Here is a 16,395-nt window from a genome sequence, read left to right on the forward strand (position 1 = left end):
GTGGTTGCGAAAAGGCCGTAGCGCATTGTCCATGCGCACGGCCCCTGATGTGACTAGTATATAACACAAGATCGGTCAGATCGCCAGCCCCAGTTGGCGGGGTCCGGTGTCGCCGCGTTCGGCGAGGTTCGACAGGCCAAGGCCGAGCAGCCGGATCCCCAGCGAAACCGGAAGCAGCGCGTCGAGCAGGTGATGCCCCGTCGCGGTGAAGGTTGCCGGGTCGCCGACCGGATCGACGAAGCTGTGTGAGCGGCTGATCAGCCGGAAGTCCGAATATTTGACCTTGAGCGTGACCGTCCGTCCCGCCGCCTGGGCCCGCGCGATCCGCTCCCACGCCAGGCCCGCGACCCGGTCGAGCTCGCGGTGGAGGTCTTCGGCGGTGCGATAATCCTCGTTGAAGGTCCGCTCGGCACTGACCGACTTGGCGATCCGGCTGCTGCGCACCGGCCGCTCGTCGATCCCCCGGCAGATCCGCCAATACCATTCGCCCGAGCTGCCGAACCGCCCGGTCAGTTCCTCCAGGCTCAGCGACTGGAGGTCGGCGCCGGTCACAATGCCAAGCTTGTCGAGCCGCTCCGCGGTTTTCGGGCCGATCCCGTGAAAGCGGCCCACCGGCAGCGAGGCGATGTAGCGCTGCGCCTGCTCGGGGCGGATCACGCACAGACCGTCGGGCTTGTTCTGGTCGCTGGCGAGCTTGGCGACGAACTTGCAATAGGACACCCCGGCCGAAGCGGTGAGACCGGTCTCGGCACGGATCCGGGCCCGGATCGCCTCGGCAATCGCCTTGGCCGAGCCGAGCGCGTGGCGGTCCTCGCTGACGTCGAGATAGGCTTCGTCGAGGCTCAGCGGTTCGATCAGGTCGGTATAGTCGGCGAAGATGGCGCGGATCTGCTGGCTGACCTGGCGATAGGCGTCGAACCGCGGCTTGACGAACACCAGGTCGGGACAGCGCCGGCGGGCGGTGACGCTGGGCATGGCCGAACGCACCCCGAATACCCGCGCCTCGTAGCTCGCCGCTGCCACCACCCCGCGATGGCCGCCGCCGACCGCTACCGGCTTACCCCGCAAGCTGGGGTCGTCGCGCTGTTCGACACTGGCGAAGAAGGCATCCATGTCGACATGGATGATCTTGCGCACCGGGGCTGGTGCGTCCGGGTCGATGATCTTGCCGGGCAGTGACGCGTTCACGGCCCGTTCTCTAACTTGGCTTGGCGGCAGAGTCATGCTTTAGGGCCGTCAAACCCTTATTCTCGGGAAGATCCATGAACATCCACGAATATCAGGCCAAGGAATTGCTTGCGAAGTACGGCGTTCCGGTTCCCGCCGGACATGCCGCAATGAGCGTCGAGGAAGCGGTCGCCGCGGCCGGCAAGCTCCCCGGGCCGTTGTGGGTGGTCAAGGCGCAGATCCACGCCGGCGGCCGCGGCAAGGGCAAGTTCACCGAACTCGGCCCCGACGCCAAGGGCGGTGTCCGCCTCGCCAAGAGCGTCGAGGAAGTCCGCGCCCACGCCGAGGAGATGCTTGGCAAGACGCTGGTCACCATCCAGACCGGCGAGGCCGGCAAGCAGGTCCAGCGCCTGTACATCACCGACGGCGTCGACATCGCCAAGGAATTTTACCTCGCGCTGCTGGTCGATCGTGAGACTGGCCGCATCGCGGTGGTCGCCTCGACCGAAGGCGGCATGAACATCGAGGACGTCGCCCACGATTCCCCTGAGAAGATCCACACGGTCACCATCGATCCCGCCACCGGCCTCATGCCGCACCACGGCCGCGCGGTCGCGGCGGCGTTGGGCCTTACCGGCGACCTCGCCAAGCAGGCGAGCAAGGTGCTTGCCGGGCTCTACGCCGCCTTTATCGGCAGCGACGCCGAGCAGATCGAGATCAACCCGCTGGCGATCACCGACGATGGCCAGCTGATGGTGCTCGACGCCAAAGTCGGCTTCGACGGCAATGCGATGTTCCGCCACAAGGATCTCGCCGAGCTGCGCGACCTGACCGAGGAGGACCCGCAGGAGGTCGAGGCGTCGAAGTACGACCTCGCCTACATCAAGCTCGACGGCGACATTGGGTGCATGGTTAACGGCGCGGGCCTGGCGATGGCGACGATGGACATCATCAAGCTCAACGGCGCCTTCCCGGCCAACTTCCTCGACGTCGGCGGCGGCGCCAACAAGGAAAAGGTCACCGCGGCGTTCAAGATCATCCTCGCCGATCCGGCGGTGAAGGGGATCCTGGTCAACATCTTCGGCGGCATCATGAAGTGCGACATCATCGCCGACGGCATCGTCGCCGCCGCGCGCGAGGTCGACTTGAAGGTCCCGCTGGTGGTCCGCCTCGAAGGCACCAACGTCCAGCAGGGCAAGGACATCCTGGCCAACAGCGGCCTGCCGATCGTCGCCGCAAACGACCTTGGCGACGCCGCCGCGAAGATCGTCGCGGAAGTGAAGAGGGCGGCGTGACACCATAGTGCTGTACCCTCGGCCTTGAGCCGGGGTCCGCCTTTCTTCTGAAAGCGTTAGAGGAAAGGCCAAGCGGATGCCGGATCACGTCCGGCATGACGAGAAAAGGGACGGACATGAAGGTACTCGTCGCGGTCAAGCGCGTGATCGATTACAACGTGAAGCCTCGGGTGAAAATGGACGGCACCGGCGTCGATCTCGCCAACGTCAAGATGAGCATGAATCCCTTCGACGAGATCGCCGTCGAGGAAGCCATCCGCCTCAAGGAAAAGGCCGGCGCGACCGAGATCGTGGTCGTGTCCGTCGGCCCGCAGAAGGCGCAGGAAACGATCCGCACCGCGCTCGCGATGGGCGCCGATCGCGGCATCCTGGTCCAGACCGATGACGAGGTCGAACCCCTCGCCGTCGCCAAGATCCTGGCGAAGATCGTCGAGGAAGAGCAGCCGCAGGTCATCCTGCTCGGCAAGCAGGCGATCGACGACGATTCGAGCCAGGTCGGGCAGATGCTCGGCGCGCTGACCGGCTACGGCCAGGGCACCTTCGCCTCGAAGGTCGAGATCAGCGGCGACACCGCCAATGTCACCCGCGAAGTGGACGGTGGGCTCGAGACGGTGGCGATCAAGCTGCCGGCGATCGTCACCACCGACCTTCGCCTCAACGACCCGCGCTACCCCTCGCTGCCCAACATCATGAAGGCCAAGGCCAAGCCGCTGGCGAGCAAGACCCCGGCCGACTTCGGCGTCGACACCGCCCCGCGGCTTGAAACCGTGAAGGTGGTCGAGCCCGCCAAGCGCCAGGGCGGCGCCAAGGTCGGGTCGGTCGACGAACTCGTATCCAAGCTTAAGTCTCTCGGAGTTGTCGCATGAAGATCCTGGTTCTCGGCGAGCACGCCCACGGCAAGGTCAAGGATTCGACCCTCGCCACCCTCGGTGCCGCGGCCAAGCTTGGCGGCGAAGCGCACCTGCTGCTGATCGGCTCGGACGCCGCCGCTGCTGCCGAAGACGCCAAGACCATTGCCGGGGTCGGCAAGGTCCATGTCGCCGCCGACCCCGCGCTCGACCACGAGCTGGCCGAGAGCGTCGCACCGCTGGTCGCCAAGCTGATGGAGGGTCACGACGTCCTGCTCGCTTCGTCCACCACCACCGGCCGCAATATCGCGCCGCGGGTGGCGGCGCTGCTCGACGTCATGCAGATCAGCGACATCGTCGCGGTCGAGGGTCCGGACACGTTCCAGCGCCCGATCTACGCCGGCAACGCGATCGCCACCGTGCGCTCGAAGGACGCCAAGAAGGTGATCACCGTCCGCGGCACCGCCTTCACCAAGGCCGAGCGTGGGTCCGGCAATGCCGAAGTCGAGACCGTCGATGCCGGAGTGTCGAATGCGGTGTCGAGCTTCGTCTCGATGGAAGCCTCCGAGTCCGAGCGGCCAGAGCTGACCAGCGCCAAGATCATCGTCTCGGGCGGCCGCGCGCTGGGCTCGAGCGAGCAGTTCCACGCTTTGATCGATCCCCTCGCCGACAAGCTCGGCGCCGCGGTGGGCGCATCGCGCGCGGCGGTCGACGCGGGCTATGCGCCCAACGACTATCAGGTCGGCCAGACCGGCAAGATCGTCGCTCCGGAACTCTACGTCGCGGTCGGCATCTCGGGCGCGATCCAGCACCTTGCGGGCATGAAGGACAGCAAGGTCATCGTCGCGATCAACAAGGACGAGGAAGCCCCGATCTTCCAGATCGCCGACGTCGGGCTGGTCGGCGACCTGTTCAAGCTGGTGCCGGAGCTGACCGACAAGCTGTAGGCTTGTGCGACCGAAGCGTTGGTTTACCCTCCTCGGTGTGGCGAATGACGAAGGTAGATCAGTGCGCGTCCAGTTATCTTTCGTCCTTGCTGGTGCCCTGGGGGTGACTTCCGCAGCCGAGGCTCGCGAGCCCACGGTGCTGGCTCCGCTTACACCGTGGAACCTCCATTATTCGGATAATAGCTGCCAGCTTTTCCGAACCTTCGGGAATGCCGCGGATCCGACCCACCTAGCCATCGAGAGCCTGGGGCCCGACAGTGGGTTGACGATGCTGGTGCATGGCGGCGCTCTCTCGGCCAAGCAGGGGTCGGGCGAAGCGAAGGCGACCTTCGTGCCGAGCACCGGACGCACCTTCGACGACGGCAACGTCAGCGAGACGACCGAGAGTAAGAAGACCGCCATCTACTGGGGCAACATCAGCCTGCTGTCCGAAACGTTTCGCGACCAGGATCGGTCGTTCGACCGCGCCCGCGCAGCCGCAAAGAGGATGGCGAACCGAACTCTCGAGGCGACCGCTGGATCGAGTGTGACCGCCATCCAGATCGTCGAGCCGCGACGCCGCGTGACGGTGCTGCAGACGGGCTCTCTCGCCAAGGTCATGCAGATGCTGCGTGAATGTAATCGTGAACAGATGGCCGATTGGGGTCTCGACCCGGCGGTTCAGGACAGGATCGTTCTCGCCCCCGAGGCCAGGCGCAATCTTGCCTCGCTGTTCAGTGCCGACGACTATCCGACACTGGCGATCAGGAGCGGGCAGATGTCGATGGTCAGGGCCCGTCTGATCGTGGGTGCCGACGGCAAAGTCACCAAGTGCACATCGCTGACCCCCTTCTCCGGGGAGGGTTTCAAGGAAGTAGTCTGCGACCGCCTGTCCAAAGCCGTTTTCCAGCCGGCCGAATTGGCAGACGGGACCAAGGTGCCGACGTTCGTGATCAGCCGCGTCAATTTCCGGATGCCGGGAAGCTAGAGGTCCAGCGCCACTCCCAAATCGAGCTTCGCGAGGGCGTCGGTTTCGCCCCGCGACGGCTGGGGGCGCAGCCTACTTCTTCCGGGCTTCGGCCTCTGCAAGTTGCTGCTTGTAGATGTCATAGTCGCTTGGCCCTTGCCGCAACAGCGGGCCAAGCTCCTCGCCGCGGATCGCCTTTACCGCCAGCACGACCGCACGAAGGGCCATGTCGCTGACCGGGATGTTGCCTCCACAGGCGTCCATCGGGCCGATGCCGGAGCAGCCCTCGGTGATCGCACGGGGGCGCGGACGATTGGCCGGATCGTTGCGCTGTTCGATCACGCGCAAGGTGGCAAGGGTCGTGGGATCGATCCGGAAGCGGCGGTCCGATCGGCCGCAGACCGTTACCTCCTCGGGGTCGCCGGTGCGGTCGCAATCGCGCTGGATGACGGGGAGCTCAATACGCTCGGGCGGGCCGGGGGGAGGCGGCGCCGCCGCGTCGCCTGGAGCGGGAACAAGCAGCAACGCCGACGCGACAAGGCTCGTCAACACCAGGGCAGGCCTCCAGCGATTCGGCCTGCGCAGGCTGGGCTCTGCCCTCCCGCGCAGCAAGCCGGCTTAGGTTACTGCCACTCCGCCGTCTCCACCCCGGCCAGCGCGTCGGGGTCGACCCGGCGGCGGATGAGGGCCCAGCGGTCGCCGTCGACCAGCACTTCGGCTGCCAGCGGACGGCTGTTGTAGCCGCTCGACAGCGTCGCGCCGTAGGCGCCAGCGGTGCGGAAGACGATCAGGTCGCCTGCCTCGACCCGGTCCATCTCACGGTCCATGGTGAAGGTGTCGCCGGTCTCGCACACCGGGCCGACCACGTTGACCACCTGGCTTACGCCCGACGGGCGCACCGCCTCGATCCGGTGATAGGCGTCGTAGAGAGCCGGGCGCATCAGGTCGTTCATGCCCGCGTCGACGATGAGCCACGGCGCGCGGACGCCGGGCTTCACCCGCACCACGCGGGTCAGCAGCACCCCGGCATTGCCGACGATCAGCCGCCCGGGCTCGAACAACAGGCGCGTGTTCCAGTCGGCAGTGACCCGCCGCACCATGTGGCCATAGGCTTCCGGGCTGGGCGGCTCGGGCTGGCCGGGGCCGTGGGGCACGCCAAGCCCGCCGCCCAGGTCGGCGATGCGGATGTCGCACCCGTCCTCGCGCAGCGCGGCAATCAACTCGCCAAGGCGCCGGAACGCCTGCTCCAATGGCTCAAGACTGACTAATTGGCTGCCGATGTGGACGGTGACGCCGTGCACCGCCAGGCCGGGCAGGCTCGCCGCCTCGCGGGTGAAGGTGAGCGCATCGCCCGCCGCGATCCCGAACTTGTTGTCGGCAGTGCCGGTGGTGATCTTGGCATGGGTGCCGGCGCTGACGTCGGGGTTGATCCGGAATCCCATCGGCGCCGCGCGGCCCTGCTCCGCCGCCACCGCCGACAGCGTGCGCGCTTCCTCCATGCTCTCAACGTTGAACTGAAGCAGGCCGCCGGCCAGCGCTTCGGCCATTTCCTCGGCGGTCTTGCCGACGCCGGAAAAGACGATCCGCTCGGGCGCGATACCGGCGGCGCGGGCGCGGCGATATTCGCCGATCGAGACCACGTCCGCGCCCAGTCCGGCCTTGCCCAGGCGTGCCAGCACATGGGCGTTGGGGTTAGCCTTGACCGCGTAGGCGACCAAAGGCTCGCCGCTGCCGGCACCGGCCACTGCCTGCTGCATCACCGCCGCGTGGCGGTCCATGGTCGCGGAGGAATAGACATAGGTCGGCGTGCCGGCGGCAGCGGCTATCGCCTCCAGCGAGACGCCTTCACAGTGCAGCGCGCGGTCTACGAGGTGAAAATGGTCCATGGCGTCGTGGCCTAGAAGCCCGACAGGAAAGCGGCAACGTTGGCGCCCAGCGCGTCCACCGCATAGCCGCCTTCGAGCAGGACCAGCGTGGGGATGCCGAGCGCTGCGGCGCGGGCGGCCAGGTGGACGTAATCGCTGGTGCGGATGGCGAAATGGCTGATCGGATCGCCCTCGAACGTATCCGCGCCGAAGCTTACGACGAGCAGTTCGGGCGCATCCTCGGCCAGCCAGTCGCAGGCCCGCACGAGCGCCTCGTCATAAGCGGCAAAGGCGGTCCCGCGCGGAAGAGGCAGGTTGAGGATATTGCCGCCGCTCTCCGCTTCGGTCCCCCAGAAATAGGGATAGTCGGTCGCGGGATCGGCATGGAGCGAGGCGAAGCGGACGCCGTCGCGCCGGGCGACGATGTCCTGCGTCCCGTTGCCATGGTGATAGTCGAGGTCGAGGATGGCGGTCCGCTTGCCCGAGGTCAGCGCCGCGATCGCCGCCCAGTTGAAGTAGGAATAGCCGCCCATGTAATCGGGCCCGGCATGGTGGCCCGGCGGGCGGGTCAGGGCGAAGGCGTGCTCGCCCGCAATCGCCACGTCGAGCGCGGCGAGCATGGTGCCGGTCCCCGCCAGCAGCGCGTCCCACGTCCCGCCCATGATCGGCGCGCAGGTGTCATAGGAATGCTGGCCAAGCCGGGCATCGATCCGCTGCAGCTCGCGCGGGGCCCGGCGGACCGGAAAGGCATAGGGCAGCACGTCGCCGCTGCGCCCAGCCGCTAGCCACTCGGCATGCGCGGTGCGCAGCAGCTCAAGATAGTCGGGGGTGTGCGCCAGGCCGGCCGCCGCCAGCAGCTCGGCTTCGGAGCGCGCTGCCGGCGTCTCCACCGGCTCGATCGCCGCCAGCACCGAATCGACCCGCTCGACCACGTCTGCAGCGGGATGCAGCGCGCCGTTGAAGAACTCGCTCGAAGGCGCGTGGCCGCGCTGCGCCTCGTCCCAGAAGCAGCGCATCTGCAGTTCAGCCCTTGAGGTCGCTGGGCAGCGTCGGCTCGCTCAGCAGTTGCTCCATCCGTTGCCAGCGCGCCTTGTCGTCGGAGAATCGGTCGACGTCGCGCGCCACCATGTCGCGGCCGATGGTGTAGTTGATGACGTAGGAGCGATATTGCTTGGTGAAGCTGACCGACTGCTTGGCGCGCGCTTCGCCGACCAGGCTGTATTTCTGGGTCAGCCGGACCGCTTCCGCCTCGTCGATCTGCCCGTCCAGGAACTGCTGGGAGATGGTGTTGCGGGCGGTGCCGAGATCGCGCAGGGCATCGAGCAGCTGGTCGTAGCGCCCGACCTCCGACCCATCGAGCCCGGCCAATGGAGCCAGCACTGCGGCCTCGTAACGCGCCTTGCGCTGACCCGGGAAAGCCAGGTCGATGCCGAAATTGGCCGACCCTTCGGAGATAATCGACTGCGGCGAAAACAGCGGCTGAACGGTGAACTCCGCCCAGCCCTTGCCCTTGGCGAGCTTCTCTTCCTGCAGCACGTTCAGCACGTGGTGGCCGGGATAGCCCTCGTGGCAGCCAAGATCGATCGCCCGGCTGAGGCGGATCGGTAGGTCGGTGTTGATCTCGATCCGGCTGCGGTAATTGCCCTGGTAGTAATTATACCCCGACCAGCTCTTGCCGGTGACGAAAGCGAGGTCGAACTGCTCGGTCGAGGGCAGGGTGATGTGCTGGCTTGACGCGGTGCGGCAGGCGGCGATGGCATTGCGGAACACCGGCTCCAGCTTGTCGCGGCTGATGGTGAAGCGGTTCTGATAGGCCTCGACCCGGTCGGCGAGCGTGCCCTGGCCCGGGACCAGCGCCTCGATCCTGGCCAGGACCGGATCGTAGCTGGCGAGCGGCTTGATCTCGGGCCGCACCCCGAACAGGCCCTGCGCCTCGTCGGCGAACGACAGCTTCTCGCCCTGCAGCATGCGCAGACGGGTGGCCGCGGCGGTCAGCTGGGCGGAAAGAAAGGCGGCGCGGCGGGGCTCTTCGGCGCTCAGCGCCTGAACCCGGCTGCGCAGCTGGGCGACGCGGGTGGCGAGGGCCGGAAGATCGCTCCGCGCAGCCAGCGCCTGGCCCTCGGTCTTGAGTGCCGGCTCACCGGTAAAAGCGTCGATATAGCCTTCCTCCTTCTCGCCGATCGCCATCTGCAGCACAACATAATCGCGGGCCAGGGCGGACAGGCTATCGCCCGCGCCGGGGGCGGTGGCGCAGGCCGCCAGGCTCAGCGAGGCGGCAAGAGTGGCGGCGCGTAGGGGTCGTTGCATACGGTCGGGTCCTCGTCGGCATCCTCGCCGAAAATCTCGGCGGCTTCGTCACGGTCACGCTCGGACTCGCCGATCGGCTTGGCCAGCGCAAGGACGATATAGCCGGCGATGCCCGACAGGACCGATCCCAGCAGCGTGCCGATCTTGGCCTCGTCGATCAGCACGCGGTCGGCAAAGGCGAGCTCGCCGATGAACAGGCTCATGGTGAAGCCGACCCCGCACAGCAGCGCGGCGCCATAGATGTGGGTCCAGCGCAGCACCTCGGGCTTGCGGGCGAGGCCGATCCGGTCGGCGGCCCAGATCGCGCCGAAGACGCCCAGCTGCTTGCCGATGAACAGCCCCGCCGCGATCCCCAGCGGAAGCGGCAGAAAGACTTCGTCCAAACCATCGATGGTGACGCCGGCACTTGCCAGTCCGAAGACGGGCACGATCCCGAACATCACCAGCGGGTGCAGCTTGTGCTCCAGTTTCTTGAGCGGCGAGACCGCCTCGCCCCGGCCGAGTGGAATGGTCAGCGCGGCGATCACCCCGGCGATGGTGGCGTGGATGCCCGACTGGAACACCGCCAGCCACAGGAAGGGAAACACCAGCAGGTAGGGCCACAGCCTGCGCACGCCGAACATGTTGAGCGCCGCCATCAGGCCGACCAGCAGCGCGCTGACCGCCAGTGCGGCCATGCTGATCTCGGCGGTGTAGAAGACCGCGATGATCGCGACCGCGCCGATGTCGTCGATGATCGCGATCGTCACCAGCAGCACCTTGATGCTGGCCGGGACGCGCGGCCCAAGCAGCGCCAGCAGGCCCAAGGCAAAGGCGATGTCGGTCGCGGCCGGGATCGCCCAGCCCGAGGACAGCGCTGGATCGAAACCGGTGACGAGCTTGTAGACCAGCGCCGGGACCGCCATCCCGAACGCCGCCGCGACCATCGGCAGGCGGCGCGCTTCGCTCGTTGCGAGCTCGCCGTCATACCATTCGCGCTTCACCTCCAGCCCGACCAGCAGGAAGAACAAGGCCATCAGCGCGTCGGCGATCCAATAGTGGACCGTCAGCGGGCCGACGTAGGTCTCGAGCAGCGCATGGTAGGACGGACCGAGCGGGCTGTTGGCGATCAGCAGCGCAAGCGCCGCCGCCCCCATGAGAAGGAGGCCCGCGGTGCGCTCGCTGTTATGTGCAGGCCCTGCCATGAGGCAAGGCCATGCACAGCTATTCCGGCCGGCGCAACCGCCTCAGCCGATCGTGACGTCCAGCGTCATCTCAGCGTTCAGCAGCTTGGAAATGGGGCAATTCTGCTTGGCCTCCTCGGCCAGCCGCCGCAGTTCGGCTTCCTCGATCCCGGGCACACTGGCGTTGAGGCGGAGGTCCGAACGGCTGATTTTGAACCCGGCGCCATCCTGATCGAGCTTGACCCTCGCCTCGGTCTCCAGCGTGCCTTCGTTGTGCCCGGCGCCGGCGAGCGCGAAGCTCAGCGCCATGGTGAAGCAACTGGAGTGGGCGGCGGCGATCAGCTCCTCGGGATTGGTCCCGGGCTCGCCCTCGAAGCGGGTGTTGAAGCCGTAGCGGCTGTCCTGGAGCACGCCAGACTGGGTGGAGATCCACCCCTTGCCGGTCTTGCCCATGCCTTCGTATCGCGCGGTGGCGGTGCGGGTGATCATGCGGTTTTCCGTCCTTCTATGAAACTCGCATGATCAAACCCCGAGCCGGCCCTCAGGTTGCGTCCGGCCTTAGCGAAGTCCCGGCTGGTCGAGCGACAGCTGCGGCAGCGGGATCACCGTTACCTCGCCGAATCGCTTGCGCAGGGCGTCGGTGAATAGCTTGGCGTCGCCGACGATCACCGTGGTGGTGCCGGCCGGCGCCAGCAGTCCGCGCGCCGCTTCCCCGGCCTGCTCGGGCGTGACCGCCCGGACCGAGGTCATGTACCGCCCGATCTCGGCCGGATCGACGCCGTTCTGGACATAGCCCGCGACGATGTCGCCCAGCCCCTCGACCGTCTCCAGCTGGCGCCCGAACCCGCCGGTGATGAACGCCTGGCGAGTGCCCATCTCGGCCGCCGGGATCGGCTCCGCGCCGAGCCGCTTCATCTCGTCGAGGATGATCCCCAGCACCTCGGGGGCCGAGGCATTCTTGGTCTGCACCGCGGCGACCACCGCGCCGGCCCGGCGGCCCGCTGACAGCCCGCTGTTGGCACCGTAGGACAGCCCGCGCTTGATCCGGATTTCGCGGTTCAGACGCGCGCTATAGCCTCCGCCGAGCACCGCATTGGCGATCATCGCCTGATAGTAACGCGGATCGGCACGGGGGATGGTCTCCTTGGCCACCGCCACCGCCGCCTGGCTCGATCCCGGCATGTCGATCACGATCACCTTGCCCTTGAGCGGCGCCTCGCCCACCGCCGGGCGCGTCGCCGCGGCCGTCAGCGGGCTCGCCGCGCGCCACGATCCGAACGCCTGCTGGGCCAACTGCTTCGCCTGCGACGGGGACAGGTCGCCGCTCAGCACCAGCACGCTCTTGTCGGGGCGAAGCGACTGGGCGGCCGCGGCCACCACGTCGGGCCGGGCGATCGCCTTCAGCGATTCGGGCGTGCCCCCGGCGGGCGAGCCGTAGGCGCCATTGCCGAAGATCGCGCGGCCGGCGGCCAGCCGCGACAGCGCGCCCGGGTCCTGCAGCGCCAGCGCGGCTTCGTCGATCGCCTGGCCGCGCGCCCGCTCGACTTCATCGGGGGCAAAGGCGGCGTTGGCTGCGACGTCGGCCATGATGCCCAGTGCCGCGGGCAGGTTGGCGCTGCGCACCGTCAGGCTGAGGTCCAGGCCCTCGTTGGTGGCCCCAGCGCCGAGCCCTGCGCCCAGCGCCTCGACCGCCGCGGCGATCTGCTCCGCGCTGCGGGTCGCGGTGCCCTTGGTCAACAGGTTAGCGGCAAGCCGGTTGAGCCCGGCCTTGCCTTCGGGATCGGCAGTGCTTCCGCCCAGCGCAATCAGGCTGGCGCTGACCAGCGGCAGGTTGGTGCGCGGCACGGTGATCACGGTCAGCCCGTTGGCCAGCCGCGCGGTGACCGGCTGCGGCACGTTGACCGCGACCGGTGCGGCGGGCTCGGGCGGGCGGATCCGCTCGGCCTCGCTGGCGGGCTGGACGATCTTGATCCCGGCCGGGGCGGAGAGCGGGGTGGTCACCACGCTCGGGGCCAGAGCGATCCTGTCGCCGCTGCTCGCCGTCGCGCCGCTCGCGGCGGGCAGGTAGCGGATGGTGACCGCGGTATTGAGGTCGAGATACTTCTTCGCCACCCGCTGGACGTCGGCGGGAGTGACCCGCGCCAGCGCGGCGAGGCGCTTGTCGGCGGCGCGGGGATCGCCCTCGATGATCACCCCGGTGGCGAGGAGGTCGCCCTTGCCCTCGACCGTCTCGCGTTCCTTGAGCGCGCTGGTCAGAAGCTCGTTGCGCGCTTCGGTCAGCTCGGCAGCGGTGACCGGCTCGCGCGCCATCCGCGACAGCTCGGCCCGCAGCGCGGTCTCGACCTCGGGCACGGCCTTGCCGCCCGCCAGGATCGCATAGGGAGCGAACAGGCCGGTGCCCTGCTTGTCGTCGATATAGACCGCCGCATCGGTCGCCAGGCGGGTGCGGATCAGCGCCTTGTTGAGGCGGCTGCTCTCGCCGCTCGCGAGCACTGCCTGCAGCAGTTCCACCGCGGGCATGTCGGGCGATTTGGCGGGCGGCAGAAGGAAGCTCATCACCAGCGCCGGAAGCGGGGTGTTGGGCTCGGTCACCGTGTAGCTGCGCGCGGCGGTGCGGGCCGGCTCGACCATGGTCACGCGCGGAATCGCCCCGGCCGGACGCTTGATCGGCGCGAAATAGCTGTCGACCCAGCGGTTGAGGTCGGCGGGATCGAAATTGCCGCTGACCACCAGCACCGCATTGTCGGGCCGATAATAGGTCGCGTGAAAGGCGCGGACGTCGTCGATGGTCGCGGCGTCCAGCTCCTCGATGCTGCCGATGCCTGGCCGGGCATAGGGGTGCCGCTGGTAGCTGGTCATCGGAATATAATGCTGGAACAGCTTGCCATAGGGCCGCGCCAGGCCGGTCCGCAGCTCCTCCTTCACCACGTCGCGTTCGGGTTTGAAGTTGGCGTCGTCGACCACCAGGCTGCCCATCCGGTCGGCCTCGGCCCACAGCAGCCGCTGGAGGTGATTGGCCGGCACCGTCTCGTAATAATTGGTATAATCGTCCGCGGTGCTGGCGTTGTTGAACCCGCCGACGTCCTCGGTCATCCGGTCCATCTGTTCGGGCACCATGTTGCGGGTGGCCTTGAACATCAGATGCTCGAACAGGTGCGCGAAGCCTGACCGCCCGCGCGGATCGTCCTTGGAGCCGACATCGTACCACACCTGGACCGACACGTTCGGGCTGGCCGTGTCGCGCAGCGCATAGACCCTGAGGCCGTTGGCCAGTTTGCGCTCGGTATAGTTGAGCTGCGGAATGGCGGCGGCGGTCTGGGCCGCGGCAGGCAGCGAGGGGAGGGCAGTTCCGGCGAGCAGAAGGGCGGCGAGCAGGCGGGTGGGCTGAAGCAAGACACGGTCTCCGGTGACGAGTTGAATGGACGGTGCGGCGGCGGTCTGACGGCGTCAAGCAACGCTTCGACGAGCGTAGGGCAGGGGTATACGGCCAAGGGTCCAGCGGACGGAGCCGACCGCGGCCCGACTCGTTCCCTCTTCATGACGCAAGGCCCCCAGCCGACCCGAGAACGCTTCCGGCAGTGGCTGGACGGCGTGCCGGGCCCACCCCTGATCCTCGGCCATTTCGACGCCGACGGGCTGTCCGCCGTGGCGATCCTCGCGCGCTCGATTCGGGGCTCCGAGGTGCGGCTGGTCGGCAAGGGCGAGACGCCGTGGACCGACGCGGTGCGCGCCGAACTGGAGCAGCGCCGCCCGCCGGCGATCATCGCCACCGACCTCGGCGTGCGCGAAGGCGAGATCCTGCCGGGCACGCCGACCTGTCTGCTCGACCATCACGTGCCGACCGGAACGCCAGGCGACGCGCTGGTGCTGAGCGGCAATGGTGACGATCCCGAGCCTACCTCCGCGCTGCTCGCCTTCTGGACCTTAGGCAGCCCCGACGATTTGCTGTGGCTGGCGGCCATGGGCCTGATCGGCGACATGGCCGAGGACAAGGGCTTTGCGGAGATGGCCGCGGCCCAGGCGCGCTACGGCAAGACCGCGCTGCGCAACGCGGTCAGCCTGGTCAACGCGCCGCGTCGCACCGCCTCGGCCGACGCCAGCCCTGCGCTGTCGCTGCTGATGAAGTGCGACAGCCCCAAGGAACTGCTGTCGGGCGCCCACCCCGAAACCGGTTTGCTGCTCGCCGCCAAGGAAGAGGTAAAGGCCGCGATGGAGGTCGCCCGCCGGGTCGCGCCCAAGGTTCGCGGGGAGGTGGCGCTGATCCCACTCGATTCGCCCTGCCAGGTCCACCCGCTGATCGCCCAGCAATGGCGCACCCGGCTGCGCGACAAGGTCGTGATCGCCGCCAACAAGGCCTACCGCCCCGGCTGGGTCCACTTCGCCGCCCGCACCGGCGCCGGGCACGATCTCATCCGCTTCTTCGCCGACCGCCGCCCGGATGGCGTCGGCACCGAATACGGCAGCGGCCACAAGGCCGCGAGCGGCGGGGCGCTGCGGATCCCCGACTGGAACCGCTTCGTTGCGGAACTTGGCTTTCCCGAGGAGCAGATCGCTTGACCACCGACCCCACTCGTCCCCTCCGCCTCGGCTTCCCGGTCAAGGTGATGGGCGTCCCCGGCCTCAAGTCGAGCGACACCCGCCGCTGGCAGAAGGACCCGCATCTCAAGTGCAGCCTCGAGCATCTCGACCACGTCCTCGACTATCTCAAGAAGGTCGAGATCGACATGTACCGCTTGAGCTCGGACATCGCCCCCTACGCGACCCATCCCGACATGCCGCAATTCCACAAGATGGTGGAGGAAAGCGACGCCGAGCTCGCCGCTTTCGGCAGGAAGGCGCGCGAGCTCGACATTCGCCTTTCCTTCCACCCCTCGCAATATGTGCTGCTCAACAGCCCCAATCCCGAGCTGACCCGCAAGTCGATCTGGGACCTCGCCAGCCAGGCCGAAATGCTCGACCGGATGGGCTGTGGTCCCGAGGCGGTTCTGGTGACGCATGTCGGCGGGGTCTATGACGACCGCGAGGCGGCGCGGGCTCGCTGGCTCGACGGTTATGCCCAATGCCCCGAGCATGTGCAGCGCCGGCTGGTGCTCGAGAATGACGACATCCGCTTTTCCGCCGCCGATGTGCTGTGGATTACCGAGCGCTGCGGCGTCCGCTGCGTGTTCGACTATCAGCATTTCTGGTGCCTCAACCCCGAACGGCTCGACATGCGCGCCACGTTCGAAAAATTCCTCGCCACCTGGCCCGACGGCGTGCGCCCCAAGATGCACTTCTCCTCGCCCCGCACTGAACTGCGCGAAGTGAAGCGAAAGATCACCCCCAAGCAGCGCGAGGCGGCGATGGCGGGCAAGACGTTAAGGTCGAGGGAACTGACCCGCGCCCCGGTCAAGGCCACCGCCCGGGTCAAGACCGTACTCCTGCCGCCGATCTGGACCGGGCACAGCGACTTCACCAACCCGTTCGAATTTGCGACCTTCATGCGGACCATGGAGGGCCTCGAATTCGACGTGATGATGGAGGGCAAGGCCAAGGACGTCTCGATCATCAAACTTCGTCCCGACCTCCTCCGCTTCGCCCCCGACGTCGCTGCGCGGTTCGGCATCCTGCCGTCCGATGCCGAGGAGATGGCGGCCGCCGAAATGGCGCTGGAGGAGGGCGTCGGCGCCGAGACGGAGCAGGACGTGGACGAGGGCGTCCTCGTCGAAGCCTGATCAGGGATAAGAAGGGGAGGCGAGTGGTGCCCAGAGCCGGGATCGAACCAGCGACACTGCGATTTTCAGTCGCATGCTCTACCAACTGAGCTATCTGGGCCCACGACACTCGCGGGCAGGCCCGAAGGCCGTGCGAGCGGCTC

Annotated in this window: 14 protein-coding genes and 1 tRNA gene; 6 read left to right on the forward strand and 9 right to left on the reverse strand. The window is 67.7% G+C overall.

The genetic code is table 11. From position 1 onward, the window contains the following. Positions 1 to 75 precede the first annotated feature (75 nt). Entirely contained in the window at positions 76 to 1,188 is a 1,113-nt protein-coding gene (gene dinB, locus M1K48_RS10675; RefSeq protein ID WP_257794145.1) for a DNA polymerase IV, read from the reverse strand. Between the two features lie 74 nt (positions 1,189 to 1,262). Between dinB and sucC the strand changes: the two genes are divergently transcribed. From sucC to M1K48_RS10695, 4 genes are all read left to right on the forward strand, one after another. After that, a complete protein-coding gene (gene sucC / locus M1K48_RS10680; RefSeq protein WP_249455101.1) occupies positions 1,263 to 2,462 on the forward strand; it encodes an ADP-forming succinate--CoA ligase subunit beta in 1,200 nt (399 codons plus the stop codon). Positions 2,463 to 2,578: 116 nt separating this feature from the next. Then, positions 2,579 to 3,328 carry an electron transfer flavoprotein subunit beta/FixA family protein gene (locus tag M1K48_RS10685; protein WP_249455102.1) on the forward strand — a complete coding sequence of 250 codons (750 nt, stop codon included), beginning with the start codon at positions 2,579 to 2,581 and terminating at the stop codon, positions 3,326 to 3,328. Then, entirely contained in the window at positions 3,325 to 4,257 is a 933-nt protein-coding gene (locus M1K48_RS10690) for an electron transfer flavoprotein subunit alpha/FixB family protein (RefSeq protein ID WP_249455103.1), read from the forward strand. The genes M1K48_RS10685 and M1K48_RS10690 overlap by 4 nt, the downstream gene beginning before the upstream one ends. Before the next feature lie 37 nt (positions 4,258 to 4,294). Next, on the forward strand, positions 4,295 to 5,224 hold the full coding sequence (locus M1K48_RS10695) for an energy transducer TonB (RefSeq protein WP_249455104.1): 930 nt from the start codon (positions 4,295 to 4,297) through the stop codon (positions 5,222 to 5,224). Between the two features lie 72 nt (positions 5,225 to 5,296). Here the strand turns inward: M1K48_RS10695 and M1K48_RS10700 are convergent, their stop codons facing one another. The 7 genes from M1K48_RS10700 to M1K48_RS10730 form a co-directional block, all read right to left on the reverse strand. Continuing rightward, positions 5,297 to 5,755, reverse strand: a complete 459-nt coding sequence (locus M1K48_RS10700; protein WP_249455106.1) for a hypothetical protein — start codon at positions 5,753 to 5,755, stop codon at positions 5,297 to 5,299. A gap of 71 nt (positions 5,756 to 5,826) precedes the next feature. Then, entirely contained in the window at positions 5,827 to 7,089 is a 1,263-nt protein-coding gene (gene lysA / locus M1K48_RS10705) for a diaminopimelate decarboxylase (RefSeq protein WP_249455108.1), read from the reverse strand. Positions 7,090 to 7,100: 11 nt separating this feature from the next. After that, complete coding sequence (locus M1K48_RS10710; RefSeq protein ID WP_249455110.1) at positions 7,101 to 8,084, reverse strand: arginase family protein; 984 nt, start codon at positions 8,082 to 8,084, stop codon at positions 7,101 to 7,103. Positions 8,085 to 8,091: 7 nt separating this feature from the next. Further along, entirely contained in the window at positions 8,092 to 9,375 is a 1,284-nt protein-coding gene (locus tag M1K48_RS10715; protein ID WP_249455112.1) for a hypothetical protein, read from the reverse strand. Next, complete coding sequence (gene nhaA, locus M1K48_RS10720) at positions 9,333 to 10,559, reverse strand: Na+/H+ antiporter NhaA (protein ID WP_249455114.1); 1,227 nt, start codon at positions 10,557 to 10,559, stop codon at positions 9,333 to 9,335. Before nhaA ends, M1K48_RS10715 begins: the two co-directional genes overlap by 43 nt. A gap of 42 nt (positions 10,560 to 10,601) precedes the next feature. Next, complete coding sequence (locus tag M1K48_RS10725; protein WP_249455116.1) at positions 10,602 to 11,027, reverse strand: OsmC family protein; 426 nt, start codon at positions 11,025 to 11,027, stop codon at positions 10,602 to 10,604. Positions 11,028 to 11,096: 69 nt separating this feature from the next. Beyond that, positions 11,097 to 13,931, reverse strand: coding sequence for a M16 family metallopeptidase (locus tag M1K48_RS10730; protein ID WP_249455117.1), 2,835 nt, complete (start codon positions 13,929 to 13,931; stop codon positions 11,097 to 11,099). 144 nt (positions 13,932 to 14,075) lie between these two features. Between M1K48_RS10730 and M1K48_RS10735 the strand changes: the two genes are divergently transcribed. Both M1K48_RS10735 and uvsE read left to right on the forward strand, forming a co-directional pair. Continuing rightward, a complete protein-coding gene (locus tag M1K48_RS10735) occupies positions 14,076 to 15,095 on the forward strand; it encodes a phosphoesterase (RefSeq protein WP_249455119.1) in 1,020 nt (339 codons plus the stop codon). After that, positions 15,092 to 16,252: a UV DNA damage repair endonuclease UvsE gene (uvsE, locus tag M1K48_RS10740; RefSeq protein ID WP_249455121.1), complete on the forward strand. Its 1,161-nt coding sequence runs from the start codon at positions 15,092 to 15,094 to the stop codon at positions 16,250 to 16,252. The genes M1K48_RS10735 and uvsE overlap by 4 nt, the downstream gene beginning before the upstream one ends. 24 nt (positions 16,253 to 16,276) lie before the next feature. Here uvsE and M1K48_RS10745 read toward each other — a convergent pair. After that, positions 16,277 to 16,352: transfer RNA gene (locus M1K48_RS10745), tRNA-Phe, on the reverse strand. Between the last annotated feature and the right edge of the window lie 43 nt (positions 16,353 to 16,395).

The sequence above is a fragment of the Sphingomonas glaciei genome (genome assembly GCF_023380025.1).
GTDB classification, from domain to species: domain Bacteria; phylum Pseudomonadota; class Alphaproteobacteria; order Sphingomonadales; family Sphingomonadaceae; genus Sphingomicrobium; species Sphingomicrobium glaciei.